The organism is Providencia sp. PROV129 (genome assembly GCF_028482245.1).
In the GTDB taxonomy this organism is placed as follows: Bacteria; Pseudomonadota; Gammaproteobacteria; order Enterobacterales; family Enterobacteriaceae; genus Providencia; species Providencia vermicola.
Map to the genome: position 1 here is coordinate 434963 of NZ_JAMPQD010000006.1, position 20173 is coordinate 455135.

The following is a 20173-nucleotide window of genomic DNA, read 5'->3' on the forward strand; positions in this document are numbered from 1 at the left end:
TTTGAATATAAAGGAAAATAATATGAATTTGTCTTTGTTTACATCAACACCATTAGTGGTTGTAAGGGATAATCGAGGAAATAAAATCCGGAAAATTGACTATTATAGGCATCCTAATTTTGCAGAACAGACCGAGGAGCGTATTGAGTTTTATCAATTTAACACTCATGGTTTCTTAGCAACCGTTGCTGACCCGCGGCAATATGTAAAACAACAAGTTAATTTCAATTATAGATATAACCTTTTGGGGTTTTCACTGCAAACTCAGGGAATAGATAACGGTACGGTGAGGGTTCTTAATGATTCTGCAGGACGTTTGTTATTAAGTCTTGATGCCAATAATTTATGGCGTACTTTTGTTTATGAAACGTCAGCGTCTTTAGGCCGGTTAACGCATATTTGGGAAAAAACTGCCGAGCAGGGGGAGCGTATTAGTGATTACCTTGAATATGCAGGGAACTCACTTCACGAGCAAAACGCCAATTTGTCTGGTCAATGTATTCGCCACTATGATACGGCTGGGCTATTGCAAATAGGCCAAATCTCTCTCACTGGGGAAGCAATTCACATTACAAGAAAGTTAATTCAATCACTTGATAATCAAGATTTTTATGTTAACTGGAATACAAATGACCGAGATGGGATGTTAAATCCAGAGCCTTTTTGTACAGAACTAAAAAATGATGCAACAGGGGCTAACATTCTTAGTATAAACGCAAAGGGGCATCAACAGCGTTTACATTATGATATCGCAGGGCAGTTACAATTTTGTGGGTTAACCATAAAAGGCGAGATTACACAATGCATGATCAAATCAATAGAGTATTCCGCAGCTGGGCAAAAACTGTGTGAAAAATTGGGAAATGGTGTTGTGACATATTATGAATATGAACCACAAACACAACGGCTTATTCGGTTTAGCACTGAACGAGCAAATAATCACGAATTGGGTTTTAAATGTTTTCAGGATTTGCGTTATCAATATGACCCCGTCGGAAATATATTATGTATTCGTAATGATGCAGAGCAAACACGTTTTTGGCAAAATCAAAAAATAGAGCCTGAACAAAGGTTTACATACGATACACTGTATCAGTTAGTGAGTGTAACAGGCCGCGAAATGGCGAATATTAATCAGCAAAGGCATGCATCTCCTCAACGTTTTATGTTCGATAGTTCAATGTACACCTATTACAATCGCACATATCATTATGATAAATCAGGTAATTTAATCGAATCCCGCCATCGCACTCCAGCAATACATAGCGGCTATACAATAAAAATGACGGTCAGTGATAGAAGTAACCGCGCAATAGATTATTCATTGGCGATGGAAGCTAAAGATGTTGATGCATTTTTCACGCAGAGTGGACAGCAAAAGCAATTAATGAAGGGCCAAACGCTGGATTGGACTGTACGTCAAGAATTACTGAGTATGAGGGGGGAAACGATTTACGAACAATACCGTTATGGTAGCGACCACCAACGAATTTTTAAACTCACCGAACATAATCAACAAATAGCGACTGTCATTTACTTACCTAATCTCGAACTAAAAAATATTAACCATCAAGAGAAACTTCAGGTTATCCATATCAATGAAACCAATGGAATGCGGGTTCAGGTTTTGCATTGGGAACAAGGAAAACCCAAAGAAATAGATAATAATTCAATACGTTATTCTATTGATTCATTTAATGGCAATAGCGGATTAGAGCTAGATAGCCAAGGTAACTTAATTAGCCTAGAAGAATACTACCCCTATGGAGGGACTGCAGTATGGCTTGTACGTAATGACGTTGAAGCGGATTACAAAACGATACGCTATTCAGGAAAAGAACTTGATGCAACAGGGTTATATTACTACGGTCATCGCTATTATCAACCATGCTGTGGTCGTTGGCTAAGTGCAGACCCTGGTGGAACACTCGATGGTTTAAATCTTTTTAGAATGACGAGAAATAACCCATTAAAATACCAAGATAATGATGGTCTTAACCCAATTGACCGCGTTGTAGGATACTACCAGCAGTATAATAATTACCGGGCAAAATCACGTGCCAACCAGAGCTACCAGATTATGTCTTTAGGTGAACGATGGTTAGATAATAATGGCTATCGGCCTGTTTTTAATAACTTAGAGACATTTTTTGCGCATACTCAGGAAAATATGGTTCAGATTAGGACTAAGGTAGGTGACCTGAGTGATGATGAGAGAGGTTTTGTTGATAACTTTACTAAGCTAGATTTCACCTTACTGCATTTTTCAGACCAACAATTTCTTAAACCCCATAACCGTGCAACGTTTCGTTCAAGAAATGAGCTCATCAAGAAAGGGATCTTATCTGCGTGTGAAACCAATACCACACCAAGCGATGTACTGAACTTGAAAACGGTTGATTTTGCTTTTTTCTCATTAGGGATCAGAGGAGTGCGCGGAAAAACACGGAGTGAATTCGGTGATAACCTGTACGTCACTTCTGTAGATGATATCACGGGCTATAAGTATATGAATTATAGCCATATGGCTATCAATGATACTTTGGACTTTTATCGCAGAGAAACGGACATAAAACGTTTAACAGCACGCTTTCCTGATGACTCATCTGGTGTCGCCGCACTAAAAAGTGAAACGATCGCAGAGAGTGCGATTAACACGTTGTATTCATTTCAAGATTTTAGAACAGCACTTGCTTTAAGAATCGTGGGCTCAGCACGTTTGCTTTCTTCTGAGTCACAGTTAAGTGTTTATGAAACCTCAACCAATGACAGTTTTGACCAATTAATTTCGTTATTTTACCGTCCTCAAATGCTTGTTCCTAAGAAATTAAAATCCAAGGCAACGACGGTGTCTAATGTTCGGCTTAACTAATGGGGTCAAATTAAACGTTTTTTAAAGGAGGAAAAATGGATGAATTTTCAATGGGGAAAACACCTTCAATAACGATTACTGATAATCGCGGGCTCAATATTCGGTTAATTGAGTATTATCGCCACCCAGATACCCCCGAAATAACAGATGAAAGACTCACCTTTCAGTCCGTTGATATTCGTGGATTTCTGCTTGGGATAAGTGATCCTCGTTTACAGAAGAAAACGTCTTTTAATTTTCGTTTTAAAGCAGATTTATCAGGCCTTGTATTGGTGAGTGAAGGCGTAGATAACGGACACACGGTGACGATTAACGATATAGAGAGTCGATTATTAGTGAGTATTGATGCTAATGGTGTTACTCGTACTTATGACTATGAAGATAGTACTTCCTTAGGTAGGCCATTGTGCTTAAAAGAAAAATTGGCTGGTGGAAAGACTCGAGTAACCGAATGTTTCGAATATGCGGATAATTCCATTATTTATCAAAATATTAATTTATGCGGCCAATGCATTTTCCACTACGATACGGTAGGATTATTGCAATTAGACCAAGTCTCATTATTGGGAAAAGCGATTTCACAAACTCGACGTTTAATCCAACATGCTGAAGATGCTGAATATGACGTGGATTGGCAAACTGATGAAAGGGAGGAACAACTTGCGGTTAGCCAATTTGTCAGTTATTGCATCACGGATGCAACAGGGGCAAACTTAGTGACTGAAGACACTAAGGGCAATCAACATCGGCAATCTTATGATATTGCAGGGCAATTAAAAACCTACAGCTTAAAAATTAAAAACGCGTTAGAGCGGTGGGTTGCAAAAGAGATACAGTATTCTCCTTCAGGTTTGAAAACCAGTGAAGAACTCGGTAATGGCATTGTTGCAAACTACGAATATGAAGCACAGACTCAATATTTAGTTCGTGTGAAAACCCAAAGGCCAACGGATCATTTATTGGGGTTTAAATTAATTCAAGACTTAATTTATCAGTATGATCCTGTGGGCAATGTTGTTTGTGTTCATGATCAGGCGGGGCAAACACGTTTTTGGCACAACCAAAAAGTTGAGGCAAGACAAGAGTTTCAGTATGACTCATTGTATCAATTAGTCAGTGCGTCTGGGCGTGAAATGGCAAACCAAGTTTACCAATCTTCATCACCTTCCCGTTGTATTTCGTTTGATAATGCAACTTATACGCGATATTTCCGTACTTATTGTTATGATAATAGCGGTAATTTAACGAAAATTTCCCATCGCTCACCCGCAACAAACCAACGTTATTCAACACAAATAACCACTAGCAATCAGAGTAATCGCGCAGTATTAAACGAATTGGCTTCAAGCGCAGAAAAAGTCGATGAGTTATTTACTGCAGCGGGACAACAGAAAACACTGCTTCAAGGCCAACACCTTAACTGGACAACTCACCAGGAACTTCGCTCTGTCAAAAGCGCTGACGCTATAGAACATTACTGTTATGACCATCAATACCAACGAACAGTGAAAGTGACTGAACGTTCGGGACAAAAAATGAAAGTGATATATTTACCGAACTTAGAGTTAAGAAATCGCAACGATGATGAAATATTACAAGTAATTACGGTTAATAGCTTGATTGGGGTACAGTTTCAAGTTTTACATTGGGAATGTGGCAAGCCAAAAGGGGTTGCCAATAATGCCATGCATTATTCACTTAGTTCATTAACGGGAAACCAAGGAATTGAACTTGATAACGAAGGAAATATCCTTAGCCAAGAAGAATATTATCCTTATGGCGGAACAGCAACTTGGCTGGCAGATAATACCTCTTTAGCAGGTTATAAAACGCGGCACTATGGTAATAAGGAACTTGATATGACAGGTTTATATTATTATGGTCGCCGTTACTACCAACCATGGATTGGGCGCTGGCTGAGTGCTGACCCTCTGGGTGCTGCTGACGGGAATAATTTATACCGTATGGCACGCAATAACCCAATGACATATTATGACGAACAAGGGCAATACCCTAAAATTGCTCATTATATTTGGCTTGGTCACAAAGAACTTCCCGCTGATGGCATCAGTAATATTGCCAGCTTTAAACATAATAACCCTCAATATCAGATTAATTTGTGGAGTGATAACCCAACAAAGTTGAAAAATAATCTCATTGAACGAGGTTATAGCCAAGCGATATTCAATGTTATCAATGTTAAAAAACCTGCCCCATTTGATTATCAATATCAAGCAGCGATTAACCGAGAATCGACTAATACAACCTATGCGAATTATGCGGCTGCATCAGATATGTTAAGAATCGGTATTTTAAGGCGGTTTGGTGGGTTATATATGGATATTGATGTTATGGTCGATGGCCCAATTGGGGAAATTAGACCACTTTTAGACAACCAAGACGAACTTCCCGATCTGCTAATTCATCATGGGAGGGATTACAAAGGAAAAACTGCCTTAGGTAATGCCGTTATTGCAGCCAAAAAGAATGCATTTAGTCTACACAGTGTAATGCGTTATATTCGCTATCTTTATACGCATAATGGGGTAGAGCCTTTTCTTGACGTTGTGCCCCAAAGCAAATTTGATACCTTGACGGCTAAAAAGAATTATTATTACCCTAATATTCCTTGGTCAGTTATCATGTGGCAAGGAAAGCGTTTAATTCCACATATGCGCCGTAATATTACAGTCGATGGTACAGGCCCTGGTATGTTTGTCAGTTGGATCCGCTCCAGTTGCCCATTTGATAAAAGCATGCGAGCGCGAAAACTCATCAATCAGTCAGGCTTTTTTGGTCATAGAGCATCACTAACAAGTTGGGGGTTTGGGCTTAATGCAGATGGGCAAACATGGTATAAACCCCGCAAAGCTCGACGCGCTTCTATCTAAAATTTAACCTCAATCTGGATAAAAAATAAGTGAGATTGGGGTTAGCAACTTGTTTGGCGAGCATCACCGCTTGTGCTGCATTTAGTCACGGGGGGATCTTGAACTAATATAGATAAGTAAAATTCACTAAGTGACTGTTTATCAGAGTGTTCTACTAGAAAATTTAGCTTATTTACCGTAATTTGGCTGAATACATTTCCGCCAAAGATGCTTTTACGATGAAAAAACGTATTTTATTGCTGATTTTGTTTACCAGTTTTAGCTATGCAAAATCCAATTATCATAATAATTCCTCCCGTCATGATACACAAGTTGTGCATATCTGTGCATTATCACCATTTTCTGAATTTTATGCAGAAGCTGCGTTTTCAGAACAAAATGCACGGCAAAAAACGTCTCGTCGCTGTGAGTTAGGGCAAGGGAAAGGCAGTATTTTTTGTAAAGCCAAAGATGCGAAATGTAGCACCAGCAAAATATCATTCAATGGTGATTATCTCGAAGAGAGCATGTTTGTATACACAAAAACATGGCAAAAGGGAGAGTATCTTGAAATTGATGAAAATATTCCTAACTTATCCCGTTATGATTTTGCAGATAAAATTGCCTCTTACAGTATTCCTGATGGCTGGACAGTGCGTTTTTATGAAGGGGTTAATTATACAGGGAAATACCACACAGAATCGGGTGGCGAGCACAACGCATTAGGTTATGGTGAGAAAATACGCTCCATTAAAATCATACGTCGTTGATTATGTGAGTACATAAGGTCAGAGAACCTGACCTTATTCGTTATTTAAGATTCTAACATATTAACGAATTGGCTGTTTATTCAATGGCTAACAGCCAGTTTTGTTCCGCCATTACCTTACCATTAATTTGCAACTGTATTTGCTGTTTTCCTGCATAATATTGTCTTGTGGTGATGGGCTTAACCGTGTGTTTTTTTTCTAGGGTGAGGGTTTCATGGGCACCGAGCGTCATTGTGCGTAGCTTAAATACTTTTGGCGCTGTTTTTCCGTTCGCTTTCATAAAACCAATAATATAATCGATCACCAAATTTTGCGGTTTATCACTGAATGAACGTAGAGAAAGCTCAAGTATTAAATTTTCACCGAGTTTAATATTTGGAGTGACATTAAATTGTTCAATAGAAACTTGCGCCCCATGTTCCACACCAATAAGTGCCAACGCGTTGTGGTTTCCTTGTTTAATTAGCGTTCTTAATGCTTGTTTAGTGATCCATTTGATATATTGCTGTTCTTGTGGTGTATTGGCCTGTTGTTTCCATTCAGTCAGTAGTTGTGTCACGTAGCTAGGGTGGTCTTTCGAAATATCATTAAGGTGGTTGGCCACGCTTTTGCGGACATATAACTCACTATCAAACTTAAGTGCATCTAAAATTGGGCGAGTGATGATAGGGTTTTGGATAAACGCATGTAATTTCTCACCCCAAGGGAGGCGAGAACGAGTACCTTCAGATGCCCAACGGCGCACATGGACATTATCATCAATAGTGCATTTGGTTAGAAAGCTCATGGTTTCATTAGGGTATTGTTTGATAAAAGGGCGAATGGCCCATTCAGAGGTAAAATAGGTGGTGAGTAATTTTAAGGCATCGAGTGAAATGTCGTAGTGTGCTAAACCTTGTACTTGAATAAACTCAGCCAATGGCCAAATAGCAAATCCTTGTAATTTATTTTGTTTTAGCACCGAAATAATGATTTTAAGTGCGCTAGGGTAGTCAGATGGCAGTGCGGTAATTAAAACGTCTCGGATCGCATGGACTCGTGCTTTCATTTCAAGTTGGGACATTTTAGAGGCTAAATCATGCAATGTTTTTGCATTAAATTCTGGGTATTCAACACTAATGAGTTCAGCAAGTCGCTGTAACATCGCTTCATTAAAATGGTGCTTAAATGCTTTATCATTTTGTTCTTCGATTACACTCGTCATACCCATTCCCACCTCGCTATTTAAAGGAATATATTGCCTGAAATTGCCTTGGCAGAATATGCTATTTTTGTATTTTAGCAGGAAAAAACTTGTACTAGACCAATCAGTCCAGTACAGTAGTGCCATGAATAAACACACAGAACACGATACACGTGAACATCTTTTAGCTACGGGTGAGCGCCTTTGTCTGCATCTTGGTTTTACGGGGATGGGGCTTAGTGAACTTTTAAAAACTGCACAAGTACCTAAAGGATCGTTTTACCATTATTTTCGCTCTAAAGAAGCGTTTGGTGTTGCGATGTTAGAACGTTATTACACAGACTATTTACAACGCCTAACAAAGCACTTCGAACAAGGAGCAGGGAATTACGGCGACCGATTTTTAGCTTATTATGGTGAAATGCTGCAACAGGTCTGCCAGGTGGGTCATATTAATGGTTGCCTCACGGTAAAATTATCAGCTGAAGTGTGTGACTTATCTGAAGATATGAATAAAGCGATGGATGAGGGTGTTCGGCAAATTATTGGTTTGCTTGCGGATGCCTTAGAAAAAGGTCGCCAAGAAAAATCGCTTTATTTTATGGGTGATCCTTTATCAAAGGCTCAAGTTTTCTATGCGCTTTGGTTAGGGGCAAATTTACAATCAAAAATTACACGTAGCACGGTTCCATTGGAAAACGCGTTGGAACATGTAAAGAATACACTTCAGACGCCAAATAGTTAAATGGCGTTTTTATTTCTCTAATTACTAGTCGACTGGTCTAATATGGAGCTGTTATGTCGCAAAAACAATTATTCACACCACTTAAAGTTGGTGCTTTCACTGCAGCAAATAGAATATTCATGGCACCATTAACGCGTTTGCGTAGTATTGAGCCAGGTGATGTCCCTACAGAATTAATGGGGGAGTATTATCGTCAACGTGCTAGTGCAGGGTTGATCATTTCGGAAGCGACACAAATTTCAGCGCAAGCAAAAGGCTATGCAGGGGCTCCAGGGTTACATAGCCCTGAGCAAATTGTCGCTTGGAAAAAGATCACAGAAGCGGTACATGATGCAGGTGGTCATATTGCCGTACAACTGTGGCACACGGGGCGAATTTCCCATGATACGTTACAACCTGAGAATCAATCACCTGTTGCACCTTCGGCACTAAGTGCTAACACACGTACGTCTTTACGAGACGAGCAAGGTAAACCAGTGAGGGTTGAAACCTCAATGCCGCGAGCGCTAACATTACAAGAAATCCCTCAAATTGTTGATGACTTTCGCCAAGCGGTAGAAAATGCGCGCCAAGCGGGATTTGACATGGTGGAATTACATGGTGCTCACGGGTATTTATTGCACCAATTTTTATCGCCAGATGCAAATCATCGTGATGACCAATATGGTGGTAGTATTGAAAACCGCGCACGTTTTTTGTTGGAAGTGATTGATGCCGTATGTAAACAATGGGCACCAGAGCGCATAGGTATTCGACTATCTCCAATTGGTAGTTTCCAAAATACAGGAAATGGCCCCGATGAAGAGTCAGACGCATTATATGTGATTGATGCGTTAAATCAGCGTGGGATTGGTTATTTACATCTTTCTGAGCCTGATTGGGCAGGCGGTAAGCCTTATACAGAGGCATTTCGTCAAAAAGTTCGCCAGTGTTTTGATGGTGTAATTATTGGTGCTGGTGCTTATACTATTGAAAAGGCAGAAGACTTAATCGAAAAAGGATTAATTGATGCCGTAGCTTTTGGCCGTGATTTTATCGCAAACCCTGATTTAGTTGCGCGCTTGCAGCATGGTGCACCACTGAATCCTCAGCACCCTGAAACATTTTATGGCGGTGGTGCAGAAGGTTATATTGATTATCCATTTATGAAATAGAACTATAATAGATATAGGCGCAAGCAACGGATGACTACTAATTTTGCTTGCGCCAAATTGTAATGTATATATTGCAATATTGGCTTTTTTTATACTATTTGGAATATATACGTTACCATTTTAATCTGAGTGTATTCCAAACACTCTCCCTCAGTGCAGCTGGAACACCATGGTGTTCAGCAAGCTCTCGCCACGTTGAGACCACGGCAATTGTCTCATCAATTATTTTTTTTGCTTTATTTCTACGTAGGTGTGTAATTTGTTCTGTGATTGACAATAAGTCATCATGGGTAAAATTATCACGTTTACCCGCTAATGACAGTTGGTGAGATTGTACCCATTCTGAGTCTTTTTTATAACTCCAAGCGAGGTCATAAGCAGGCGCTAACTGCCATTCGTATTGGTCGTTCACCATAAATGACCAATTCTTAGTGTGGTCATCATGGTTACGGGCGATGATATTAAACACCATTCGGCGATATATTTGCTCTTGCTCTTTATTTGATAAACCCAACTGCCTTGCAGTTAACAGTAGCTCTTCGTAACTAAATGCACCTGGTTTTCTAAAGTCTGCATGCGCTAAGCCACATAAACTAAGGACGTGATATTTTAAATTTCCCACTCTGTCAAAGCGCTTAGTCATAAAATGAGCACGTCCACTCTGTGCTTCCCTTAATAACTCACATTCTGACATTTCAATACCCACTTGTGTGGCCATCAGGTAATAAACATACTCCATCACCCCAAATCCTTTTGGGTCGCCAAAGGTTTCTTTATTACTTTGGTGCTCTACAACACCATCAAATTTAAGTAAGTAATGTTCAAACCCTTCTGGGACTTTTACTTGGCCTGAGCGGATTTCTGTACGGTCTTTATTGACTGCGACTACGGCTTTAGCACGTGCACCACCTGCAGAGGTACCGATTTGTAGCAACTTAGACATCGAGGATTCTTCACTATCCGTTAAATGCAAATCATCTCGCGCATCCAACACTTTTTGGGCGATATTGACCAATTCTTCAATCAATATTGGGGTATCTTCTTCAATGTTCGGGTAATTCGTCGGTTGGTATTCAAGTGCGCCCATACCCCGAGTTCCAGTATAGAGTAATCGGTCTAAGGCTAAAAATTGTGATTTGTCTTTACCTTGGCGTGCCAGCCACGCATTGATCAAGGCGTTTCCGAAATCATCGGGTAAGGAGTCTGCAAATACAGCAGGTAAACCGCGATAGGTATCAACAGGTAAACTGCGGAAAGTATAGGTTTGTGAACTCAACGGTAAGTGAAGTGGGGAGAGACTAAAACCCTCTTTTTGCCACTCTTTGGTATATTCGAACGTCGCAAAGCCGCTATCATCTGTATAGGCCAAATAGCCCGTGGGTATATTATCAAAAAAGACAGTGCAAGATTTGGCTATCATATCGAACCTTTATTTTTTCGGTTAGCTAACATTTCTTTGACAGAGAGTTTGGTCTGTATTTGATTACGCCTAACATTTTGTTGTTTAACTATTTCTGAAGGACGTAAAGACGGAGGGGGGATCAATGTGTCGAACCCTTCCAATAAATTCAGCTCGCGTAATACGCTGATAAATGTTCCAAGGCTGCAAGTGCCTTTTTGTATTCGTGCGTAGGTTGGTCGGCTAATACCTAGATTTTCGACAAGCTCTTCCTGTGACAGCCCCCTAGATTGCCTATAATATTCAAGGCGGTTATAGAGTTCTTGTGTTATTGCTAAATCTGACATTGCCATTGAAATTTTCATAACGGCCTCTTTTGTAATATATATATTACAATATAGTGTTTTTTTTGGCGATCTGCAACGTATACGTTACGGTTTATATCAGGGTTAAAAATTAGATGAATTAGGTTGATGAATAAGATAATTCACTCTTTTCTTTATATAGGTAAACTGGAGGTTGAAAGCAAAGAGGTGAAAAACCACTTACTGCATTCCAGCTTAGATAGTTTGTTAGAAAAAGCGGCCAATAAAATAGATAGGCCTGTTTGATTAAAAACGCCTCTTACTTATGTTAAGGGGTTTCAAATAGCGTTAAGGCGTTTGAAAACTTCTCAATCAACATCTTAAAGACGTCGCTCTCACCATCACTCCATTGATTAAACATTTGTTGATAAAACTGGTAGCGTGTTTGGTCTATGGCGAAAATAGGCCTATATCCCTGGCTACAGTTATCACATTATTTTGGCCCGATGTCCGTTTTGAGTTTGAATATCCACCTCCAAACGTGACGCCGTAACCTAAATCATATGCCGCTGAGAAACCATAACCGTCACCATTTAGTCATTGAGAAAACGGTATGTTTAATCATACCGTTTTTAATAAAATCAACATGTTAATAATACTATTAAATAATCATAGTGCTGAAACTATCAATAAACAGTTTTATTCCATTTTTTGATAAATATCTGGTCTAACAATTTCCCAAACAAAGTCTTCACGGTTTATGGGATTATATCCCACTTTTTCATATAACCAGGGGGCTGTTGATGTTACCAACATGAGCCGTCGTAGGCGCATCATTAAAGGGTGAGAATGGCAGCATTCCATTAACCAGAGCCCAAGTTTTTGGCGTTGATATTCTTCGAGGATATAAACATCACATAAATAACCAAATGTCGCCCAGTCTGTGACAACACGGGCAAAACCAATTTGCTTATTATCATAAAAAAGAGCAAAGGAAAGGCTATGAGAAATACTTTGGGCCACTGTCTCTAGATCAATTCCTTTTGCCCAACTTGAACGGACTAGATACTGGTGAATAGAAGGTATATCAAAATCGTCAGTATCTGTTGTTATTCGATAATTTTGGCGAGTCCATTGATAAATTTTTTTCATTTTCTACTCAGCATATAAGCAATAAGAAAGAAAATATACACGGATGGTAATATCATCCGTTTGTTCTTAAATGCTGATAAAGATAAAGTCATGAGTATGAGGTCTTAGCTGATTCAGATAAACCATAGTTATGTTTAAGGGGAGGGAGAGCGTTTTTCATTTATAAATATTGGGTTAAGTTGAATTTCCCATCTTAATATTGAGTTGATCTCAAGAAACATAAGTCTAGCGTAATGGAGAGAAGAATCGTGAACTAATGAACCCTTACAGCTTATTTAACATAATATGCATTATGCGAACCCAAGTGTAAAATGAAGAAATCCAGCGTTTTGGCTGGTTAATTCCCCGTAAATCATAAAATTGAATTTCAACTCAACTTCATAAATCTTACGTTTTGCTATCATTTTTATTGGCGTTTCAATCGCTCGGATGTCTGTTAGCTCCCAAGCTAGCCAACCTGCTTCATAGTAGGATGCGCAGGCTGCATCAATATCACTTTCAACGAATGGCCTCACGTTTTTCACTTTAACAATTGCGACAGCTTTCCCCATTTCTTCATTGTCATCTTTTAAAAGATAATTGTGATTTTCAACAATCAGTAAGTCTTCATTACAACCGATGTTTGGTGCCCATTTTCTTATTTCTAACGTTTTTTTTCCTAACGCAATATTTTTACCTACTGGAGAGACTGCAGATATGGCTTTCATTAATGAGATGTTTTTCCTGTTAAATTGATGTGTCCTTTATAAGGTTGATTAGTCCAATGCAAACGAACGGTTGTGCCATCAAAATTAGCGTGGTTAAATATTTTCATTTTTAACCGTTGAGCCATTAATGATAGATTAATATAGCTTTACTTCTTTTTGTTTTACAAGGAAATTTTATGAGTAAAAATGGACGGCATTACACAAAAGAAAAAATCGAGAAACGTAAGGCCTTGGAGCGAAAAAATAAACACCCTATTCGTCTATTTATCAAAAGTTGGGATTTTTGGGGTAAATCGTGCTTTGGATTTATGATCTTTGGAATGGCTATTTATTCGTTAAGTGAAAATGCGACAGCACACCTGTTATGGATAATCTATGCTTGTATTTGCCTGCCTTTATTTCCTTTTGCTAAAAAATGCAGTGATGATGTTCTTCTTCACTATTTTTCAGAGCATACATTTGAAGAGATAATTAATGGGGGGGGCGCTAGAGGCTTCGGCGCTTTGTATTTAATTGCGATTATTCCATTTATCATCCCTTTAGCGACTGGATACTTTATCTACCAAATGAAAAAGTACAAATAAAATATTTTAGGCTTTATCTGTTATCAAGTGACAAACGGATAAAATATGATGAGTGAATCGCCGATTTATCAATTTTTGCTCATTATATATTCTTGGAGTTTCACTATGACGGTTTCCATTCGTATTGTAAGTGGCCTACTTTTAACATCACTTCTTGCTGCAGGCCATGCTCTAGCGGAAGCAGAAAGTACTTTAAATCAAAATGTTAAATTGAATCATGCAACAATATTTTTACGTGGGGCTGAGTTGGATAATGATGTGACACTGTCACTTAAACCGGGCCAAAATGATGTTATATTGACCAATATTGCAGCAAATATAGACCCACGAACCCTGTCCGTTAGTTTGAAAAATAATGATGTTATTATTCGTTCAATCAATGTCCAAAAGGTCGCTGTTCCCCCTATTTATTCACCTGAAATAATTACGCTTCAAGAACAACAAAAACAAAATAATCAACAAATTGAACGCTTAAATATTGCAATTAAAGTGGGAGAAGAACAATTATCGTTGTTGAAAGATCAACGTTTTTTTGGTGAAAACAATAGCCAGACAATTGAGCAATCATCACAAAAATTGAATTTTATTCGTCAACAGATGACGCAAATATTGCAAGAACAGCAGCAGAACCAAACGTCAGTGGGTGAGCTTGAAGAAAAAAACATGTTGCTACAAGCTCAAATTGATGAAAACTTGCCTGCGGTTGTCGGGCAGCAAACTCAAGTGGTGATGGTTATTGATGCGAAAAACGCAACCACAGCACAAATGCAACTTTCTTACCTTACCCCTGATGCCGCCTGGTCCCCAAGTTATGATTTTCGTAGTGAAGATGTTGAATCCCCTATCGTTCTTACCTACAAAGCCAATGTTGTGCAAAACACAGGGATTGATTGGCGAGATGTCAATTTAACGTTATCCTCTGTGAATCCGTCTAAAAATATTACGCCATTTAACCTGCAACCTTGGCGCTTATCGGTTTATGATGACAGTATACAGTACGAATCCCAAGCCTTAATGCAACAGGCCCCTGCTCCCGTCGCAATGACGGACGCTAGTATGCGTGCAAAAAAAAAGCGTGATAGCTCAGGTATTGCCGATTTTGTCACTGCATCAAACAATGGCATCAATTTAAACTACGATATTTCATTACCTTATAGCCTAAAAAGTAGCACAAAACCCAACTCGTTAACCATCAAACAAACAGATATTATAGGGAAATACCAATACACGACGACACCGAAATTGGCGGAAGATGTCTTCTTACAAGCCGATATCGATAATTGGCAGGCGCTGAATTTACTGAATGGTAACGCCAATATTTACTATGGCAATACGTATATTGGTAATTTCCAAATTGATACCACTCAGTTGAATGATACTCTCTTTATTCCTTTTGGCATTGATAAAAACATTCAGATTTCTCGTGAAAATAACGAAAAAATGAAGAAAAAACCAAGTTTTATTGGTTCAACTATTGAACAGAAGGAAGGATATTTAATTAAAGCCAAAAATATGCATACTAAGCCAATTAATTTAACAATTGTTGACCAATTACCGATTAGTCAAGATAGCGAAATTAAAGTCTCTGAAATTGATAATAAACAGGCTGTTGTCAATAAAACAACAGGAGAATTAACTTGGGATGTGACTTTAGAAGCTAACCAACAGATTGAAATTCCATTTAATTATACGTTGAGCTACCCAAAAGATAAGCATATCGTTGGTCTTGAATAGTAAGTTTTGTAGTTCCCTTTCGAAGGCGTTAGAATAAATTTACGCAAGACAACTATAATAGCTTAGAGGTTTTCATGATTATATTAGTGACTGGTGCATCATCTGGATTTGGCGAATCTATCGCGCGTAGATTCATTCAGCAAGGTCATACCGTTATTGGTACAGGGCGTCGAACTGAACGTTTAGAAGCGTTACAACGTGAATTAGGCAATAGTTTTCATCCTCTAACATTAGATGTTCAAGATAGAAAAGCGATTCAAACTGCCGTCGCTAATTTACCTACCTCCTTGAAAAATATTGATGTTCTTGTCAATAATGCAGGTTTAGCACTTGGTTTGGAACCTGCGTTTAATGCAAACCCAGACGATTGGGCAGTAATGATTGATACCAATACCAAAGGTTTGGTCAATATGACCTATGAAGTCCTACAAGGCATGGTGGCAAAAGATCATGGTCATATTATTAATATTGGTTCAACCGCAGCAAGTTGGCCTTACAAAGGTGGTAATGTGTATGGCGCCACTAAGGCATTTGTTAAACAATTTTCATTAGGTTTACGTGCTGATTTACAAGGTAAAAAAATTCGGGTGACGGATATTGAGCCAGGTTTAGTCGGTGGAACTGAGTTTTCTAACGTACGTTTTAAAGGTGATGATGATAAAGTTGCAAACACCTATAAAGGTGCTGAAGCATTAACGCCTGAAGATATCGCTGAAACGGTATTTTGGGTTGCAACGCTGCCTGCGCATATGAACGTGAATACTCTGGAATTAATGCCTGTTTGCCAAACATTCGCTGGTTTAACCGTTCATAAACAACTTTAATTTTCGTACTATTCTCTACAGACGAAATGGTTTATCTTTGGCTATACTCAAGATATTGGCCCTGTTTAGTAAGGAATTTACATGAGTACTCAGAATATTTTGAAGAAAAGCGTAGCAGCTATGTGTGTCTGTTTACCATTACTTTGGACAACAGTTGCCCCCGCTGCTCAGGGAAATACAACAACGTCATGCACTGCAGGCAGTACTTGTGTTTCTGTTGGTAAAGGTGATGATACTTTAAATAAAGAACAAGCTCGCCAAGAAAAAGAACAATGGGATAACACTCGAATGTTACGCAATAAAGTGAATACGCGTACTGAAAAAGAGTTCGATAAGATTGACGCCGCATTTGATGCAAAAGATAAGTGTGAAAAAAGCTTGAATCTGAATGCCTATTGGGAGCCTAGTACAAAGCGCTGTTTAGATGTTAGTACTGGTCGTCCAATTAACCCGTAAGTTGTTAACTTGTTCGTTATGGAGTCATTTACCAAGGAGGATCGATGCAAAAGAAATTATTAGTTCCATTATTTTTAGTGATGTTGGCCCCTGCTTTTGCTCAAGCTTCATGTGAAAGTGTGATAGAAGAAATTAAACAGAAAATTATCAATAATGGCGTACCTGCCGATAGTTTTAGTTTAGTTGCAGTTCCTAATGATGAAGTTGACCCATCAAAAGGCCAAGTTGTCGGTCACTGCCAAAATGATTCATATAAAATTATTTATACTCGCCATTAGGCATGGATAAATAACACAAAAAGGGCGAATAAATCGCCCTTTTTATTTGTTTATTTTCAAATGATTATGCTGGTACAGTAATAAATTCCTGCAATTTTTCGATATGCAAATAGCGTCCTAAATCCCGCTCTTCTGGCCGTAATAAATACGGAATTTCACCAATTAGTGGCGCTTTAATGTGGTGCTGTAGACGGTCAATAATTTGTGCGTAATGAGCAAGACCTGGATTAATTCGGTTTGCCATCCAGCCAATTAGCGGTAAACCATCGGCCCTAATTGCATCCGCTGTTAACAAGGCATGATTGACACAACCGTGCTGAATACCCACCACTAAGATGACTCCGACTGATTGTCCTTTGAGCCAATCGGCATAAAAAGTATTATCATCAAGTAAATAGCGCCAACCGCCATTTCCTTCAATAACGACCATGTCGCATTGTTCATGTAAATGCTCTAAACCTTGTTTGATTTTACTAAAATCAATACTGTTCTCATGGCTGTAGTTGTCAGTGATGCGAACTGGATTAACTTCATCATAAGAAACGAGGTCTTTAGACACACTGTGAATCAATAATGCATCTTTATTCCTGACTCCTTCAGGGGTATCAATGCATTGATCTGCAATAGGTTTGTATCCTACGGCTTTAATTCCTTGTCCATTGAGTGCTTGCAAAATAGCAAGTGTCGATACTGTCTTCCCGACATCTGTATCTGTCCCGGTAATAAATAGATTGATCATGGTCTTTTTCTATCCTGAAGTGACAGACTAGCAGCAATAAGCTGTAAAAATGATATGGATTCAGTTTATGGGAATGGGAAAGTGATAAGTTTGCGTTAGCTCAATTTTGTGGTCGATAGTCAAAAGTTTATCTAATTGTTTTAGCCTTGTAGCAATTGTAGTAGCAGTGAACCATCATATAAAGCGCGTTGAATTAATGTGGATTCACTTTCTTTTACTGAAAAGTTAGATTTTTCTATTAATAAATGAGAACTATACAGAGGAGATGCGTATTGATGTATATAATGATGCAACCGCTCAAATAATCTCTCTGATGCTATATTTAAGGGGGAGTTAATAAGAATAAGTTCAGTACCAAATAGACTTACCATTAACGATAATGGTTTGGCCAATTGTTTTGCTACCATTTCTATTAGATAAACACAAAGGGGATCGCCTAATATTGCGCCAGCGCAAATTTTATCGATTGATATTTCATTTTGTAATAAGACGCTATCAGGGTAATGACAAGATAAATTACTGGCTTTTTGCAATACCACTGGAATGGAAATATGCGTTTCCAAGCAACCCTCACCTCCACAATAACAGGCAACTTGATTCGATTCACCTAACTGACTATGACCGAATAGAAGCGGTTTTTGTGTATTGGCATCTAATGTCATGCCACGGTTTAGTACAGTGGCATTCACCACATCCTGTATTTGAAGGTAAATAATATTTGTGGCTTGTCGTTTTGCTGAAAGCGAAAAATGATCCATTAATGCCAGTGCATCAACGGTTGAGTGTAAATAAACAGGTAAACCTGTCTGTTTAGTCAGATGTTGTGCTATTGGTAAAGAATTAATATTGAAACCCGTAAGTTGGAAAACAATCCCTTGGTAAGGATCTATGATACCTTCTGCAAGGATGCTGATCGCTGTAAGCCGCTCAATTAACGTTTGATGATCAGCAAAAAACTGGCTGATTAACTCAAGCAATTCATGAATAAAAGCATCATTACCACACACATCAAATGGGTATGAGTTTTGCGCTAGCGTCACCCCATTAATTTCCTTCAAAGAAACCGTGATTTTACGTGGCTCAATAACCATCGAAAGAAACTGCCACCCTTCACTTTCAATGACCAGACCAATTGCGGGACGACCTCGCAAACCCAATACTGGAAATTCTAGCTCTTTAATAAGGTGGGCATCCATTAGCTCACGGGTAATTTTAGTGATACTTGCAGGGGCTAATGAAGCTTGCTTAGATAAGGCAATACGCGATATTGGACCATGTTGATCAATTATTCGATACACAATACCTGTGTTTAATTGTTTTATTTGGTCAATATGACCCGTTTGGTTCAGCATAGCGATTGTCAAATCCTTTATAAAGCAATTAGTTATTATGCCTTATTCTGTATATGAATGATTCTGCATACATACCAAGTGTGATTTCGGTCACGTTTATTTGCCGACAATATTGGAAATCAAAATTTGAGTCAATTTTTTAGCGACTGCAGGTAAGGTTCTACGGGTATTGTAAACTAACCATACTTCAGATGATGCCTCAATATTAATTAATTTTACATATCTTACACCATCAATTTTCATGCGTGTGAATGATTCAGTAATAATAGATATTCCCATTCCTGCGGAAACTAACCCAAGTATTGTCATGGCTTCCCCTGCTTCTTGTGAGATTTTAGGGACGATCCCTGCGGAGGTTAATAACTGACTGATCTCATCATGTAACGCCGTTCCTACTTCACGTTCAAAAAAAATTAGAGGGTAATTAGCCAACAATTGAATATCGACGCCTTGCTCTTCGAATTCTAACAATGGGTGCCCTTCATAAACGGCAACCATAAATGATTCTTTAAACAGCAATTGATAGTCGAGTTGTTCAGGCAAAATAGTATTTCGCATAATCCCCATGTCAATGCGCCCAGTTACTAAAGGCGCAATTTGTTGTTTTGTATTCATTTGGTGCATGTGAATAGAGACTTCAGGGTAAGTCTCACGGTATTGCCTTAAGCTCATTGTGACTTTATGCATAAAGGGTGTTGTGGAAGTAAAACCAATAGATAATTCACCGAGCTCACCTTTTTCCATTCGAGCTGCTTTAGTTGCAGCCGCATTAACTTGAGCAAGTATTTGATAAGCCTCTTTTAAAAACATGGTTCCTGCTGGTGTTAGAGCGACATTTCGATTATTTCGCTCCAATAATTTAGCATGAATTTGTTCTTCAAGTGATTGTATTTGTTGGCTTAATGGAGGTTGTGATATATGTAGGCGCTCAGCGGCTCGCCCAAAATGGAGCTCTTCTGCTACCGCAATAAAATAGCGTAAATGCCTCAGTTCAATGTTCATAAGTATATTGATATTTTTAAAGTATCATTTTAGATAATTAATATATT

Annotated in this window: 19 protein-coding genes and 1 pseudogene; 11 read left to right on the forward strand and 9 right to left on the reverse strand. The window is 38.7% G+C overall.

Features of this window, described 5'->3' with window-relative positions:
* The first annotated feature begins 22 nt into the window (after window positions 1–22).
* From PSF27_RS04820 to PSF27_RS04830, 3 genes are all read left to right on the forward strand, one after another.
* Window positions 23–2872, forward strand: coding sequence for an RHS repeat-associated core domain-containing protein (locus PSF27_RS04820; RefSeq protein WP_272680987.1), 2850 nt, complete (start codon window positions 23–25; stop codon window positions 2870–2872).
* A 35-nt stretch (window positions 2873–2907) separates the two neighbouring features.
* Window positions 2908–5763, forward strand: a complete 2856-nt coding sequence (locus PSF27_RS04825; protein ID WP_272680988.1) for an RHS repeat-associated core domain-containing protein — start codon at window positions 2908–2910, stop codon at window positions 5761–5763.
* A 218-nt stretch (window positions 5764–5981) separates the two neighbouring features.
* Window positions 5982–6512, forward strand: a complete 531-nt coding sequence (locus tag PSF27_RS04830; protein ID WP_206086049.1) for a beta/gamma crystallin-related protein — start codon at window positions 5982–5984, stop codon at window positions 6510–6512.
* 76 nt (window positions 6513–6588) lie between these two features.
* Here PSF27_RS04830 and PSF27_RS04835 read toward each other — a convergent pair whose 3' ends face one another.
* Window positions 6589–7716: a DNA alkylation repair protein gene (locus PSF27_RS04835; protein WP_272680989.1), complete on the reverse strand. Its 1128-nt coding sequence runs from the start codon at window positions 7714–7716 to the stop codon at window positions 6589–6591.
* A gap of 124 nt (window positions 7717–7840) precedes the next feature.
* Here PSF27_RS04835 and PSF27_RS04840 point away from each other — a divergent pair, with 124 nt between their 5' ends.
* On the forward strand, window positions 7841–8440 hold the full coding sequence (locus tag PSF27_RS04840) for a TetR/AcrR family transcriptional regulator (RefSeq protein ID WP_272573576.1): 600 nt from the start codon (window positions 7841–7843) through the stop codon (window positions 8438–8440).
* A gap of 53 nt (window positions 8441–8493) precedes the next feature.
* On the forward strand, window positions 8494–9594 hold the full coding sequence (locus PSF27_RS04845) for an alkene reductase (RefSeq protein WP_272680990.1): 1101 nt from the start codon (window positions 8494–8496) through the stop codon (window positions 9592–9594).
* Between the two features lie 112 nt (window positions 9595–9706).
* Here PSF27_RS04845 and PSF27_RS04850 read toward each other — a convergent pair whose 3' ends face one another.
* Together PSF27_RS04850 and PSF27_RS04855 are read right to left on the reverse strand one after the other, a co-directional pair.
* Window positions 9707–11014: a type II toxin-antitoxin system HipA family toxin gene (locus PSF27_RS04850; protein WP_206086053.1), complete on the reverse strand. Its 1308-nt coding sequence runs from the start codon at window positions 11012–11014 to the stop codon at window positions 9707–9709.
* A complete protein-coding gene (locus PSF27_RS04855; RefSeq protein ID WP_206086054.1) occupies window positions 11011–11358 on the reverse strand; it encodes a helix-turn-helix domain-containing protein in 348 nt (115 codons plus the stop codon). The genes PSF27_RS04850 and PSF27_RS04855 overlap by 4 nt, the downstream gene beginning before the upstream one ends.
* Before the next feature lie 108 nt (window positions 11359–11466).
* Here PSF27_RS04855 and PSF27_RS21010 point away from each other — a divergent pair, with 108 nt between their 5' ends.
* Window positions 11467–11604: a hypothetical protein gene (locus tag PSF27_RS21010; protein WP_272680991.1), complete on the forward strand. Its 138-nt coding sequence runs from the start codon at window positions 11467–11469 to the stop codon at window positions 11602–11604.
* Between the two features lie 186 nt (window positions 11605–11790).
* Here PSF27_RS21010 and PSF27_RS21015 read toward each other — a convergent pair.
* From PSF27_RS21015 to PSF27_RS04875, 3 genes and pseudogenes are all read right to left on the reverse strand, one after another.
* Window positions 11791–11892: pseudogene (locus PSF27_RS21015) on the reverse strand (hypothetical protein); the annotation flags it as partial.
* A gap of 105 nt (window positions 11893–11997) precedes the next feature.
* Complete coding sequence (locus PSF27_RS04870; RefSeq protein WP_272680992.1) at window positions 11998–12450, reverse strand: GNAT family N-acetyltransferase; 453 nt, start codon at window positions 12448–12450, stop codon at window positions 11998–12000.
* Window positions 12451–12740: 290 nt separating this feature from the next.
* Complete coding sequence (locus PSF27_RS04875; protein ID WP_272680993.1) at window positions 12741–13157, reverse strand: ASCH domain-containing protein; 417 nt, start codon at window positions 13155–13157, stop codon at window positions 12741–12743.
* A 176-nt stretch (window positions 13158–13333) separates the two neighbouring features.
* Between PSF27_RS04875 and PSF27_RS04880 the strand changes: the two genes are divergently transcribed.
* The 5 genes from PSF27_RS04880 to PSF27_RS04900 all read left to right on the forward strand — a co-directional run bounded on the left by PSF27_RS04880 (window position 13334) and on the right by PSF27_RS04900 (window position 17033).
* Window positions 13334–13741 carry a hypothetical protein gene (locus PSF27_RS04880; protein ID WP_241016886.1) on the forward strand — a complete coding sequence of 136 codons (408 nt, stop codon included), beginning with the start codon at window positions 13334–13336 and terminating at the stop codon, window positions 13739–13741.
* Window positions 13742–13846: 105 nt separating this feature from the next.
* Window positions 13847–15475 (forward strand): DUF4139 domain-containing protein, encoded by a 1629-nt coding sequence (locus tag PSF27_RS04885; protein WP_272680994.1) that lies wholly within the window; start codon window positions 13847–13849, stop codon window positions 15473–15475.
* 74 nt (window positions 15476–15549) lie between these two features.
* A complete protein-coding gene (gene ydfG, locus PSF27_RS04890; RefSeq protein WP_206086058.1) occupies window positions 15550–16299 on the forward strand; it encodes a bifunctional NADP-dependent 3-hydroxy acid dehydrogenase/3-hydroxypropionate dehydrogenase YdfG in 750 nt (249 codons plus the stop codon).
* A gap of 81 nt (window positions 16300–16380) precedes the next feature.
* Window positions 16381–16755, forward strand: coding sequence for a DUF1283 family protein (locus PSF27_RS04895; protein WP_272680995.1), 375 nt, complete (start codon window positions 16381–16383; stop codon window positions 16753–16755).
* A gap of 44 nt (window positions 16756–16799) precedes the next feature.
* Window positions 16800–17033 (forward strand): DUF1161 domain-containing protein, encoded by a 234-nt coding sequence (locus tag PSF27_RS04900; RefSeq protein ID WP_225819452.1) that lies wholly within the window; start codon window positions 16800–16802, stop codon window positions 17031–17033.
* Between the two features lie 64 nt (window positions 17034–17097).
* Here PSF27_RS04900 and bioD read toward each other — a convergent pair whose 3' ends face one another.
* The 3 genes from bioD to PSF27_RS04915 form a co-directional block, all read right to left on the reverse strand.
* Window positions 17098–17772, reverse strand: a complete 675-nt coding sequence (gene bioD, locus PSF27_RS04905) for a dethiobiotin synthase (protein WP_206086061.1) — start codon at window positions 17770–17772, stop codon at window positions 17098–17100.
* A 140-nt stretch (window positions 17773–17912) separates the two neighbouring features.
* Window positions 17913–19124: an ROK family protein gene (locus tag PSF27_RS04910; RefSeq protein ID WP_272680996.1), complete on the reverse strand. Its 1212-nt coding sequence runs from the start codon at window positions 19122–19124 to the stop codon at window positions 17913–17915.
* A 96-nt stretch (window positions 19125–19220) separates the two neighbouring features.
* Window positions 19221–20126 (reverse strand): LysR family transcriptional regulator, encoded by a 906-nt coding sequence (locus PSF27_RS04915; protein ID WP_206086063.1) that lies wholly within the window; start codon window positions 20124–20126, stop codon window positions 19221–19223.
* Between the last annotated feature and the right edge of the window lie 47 nt (window positions 20127–20173).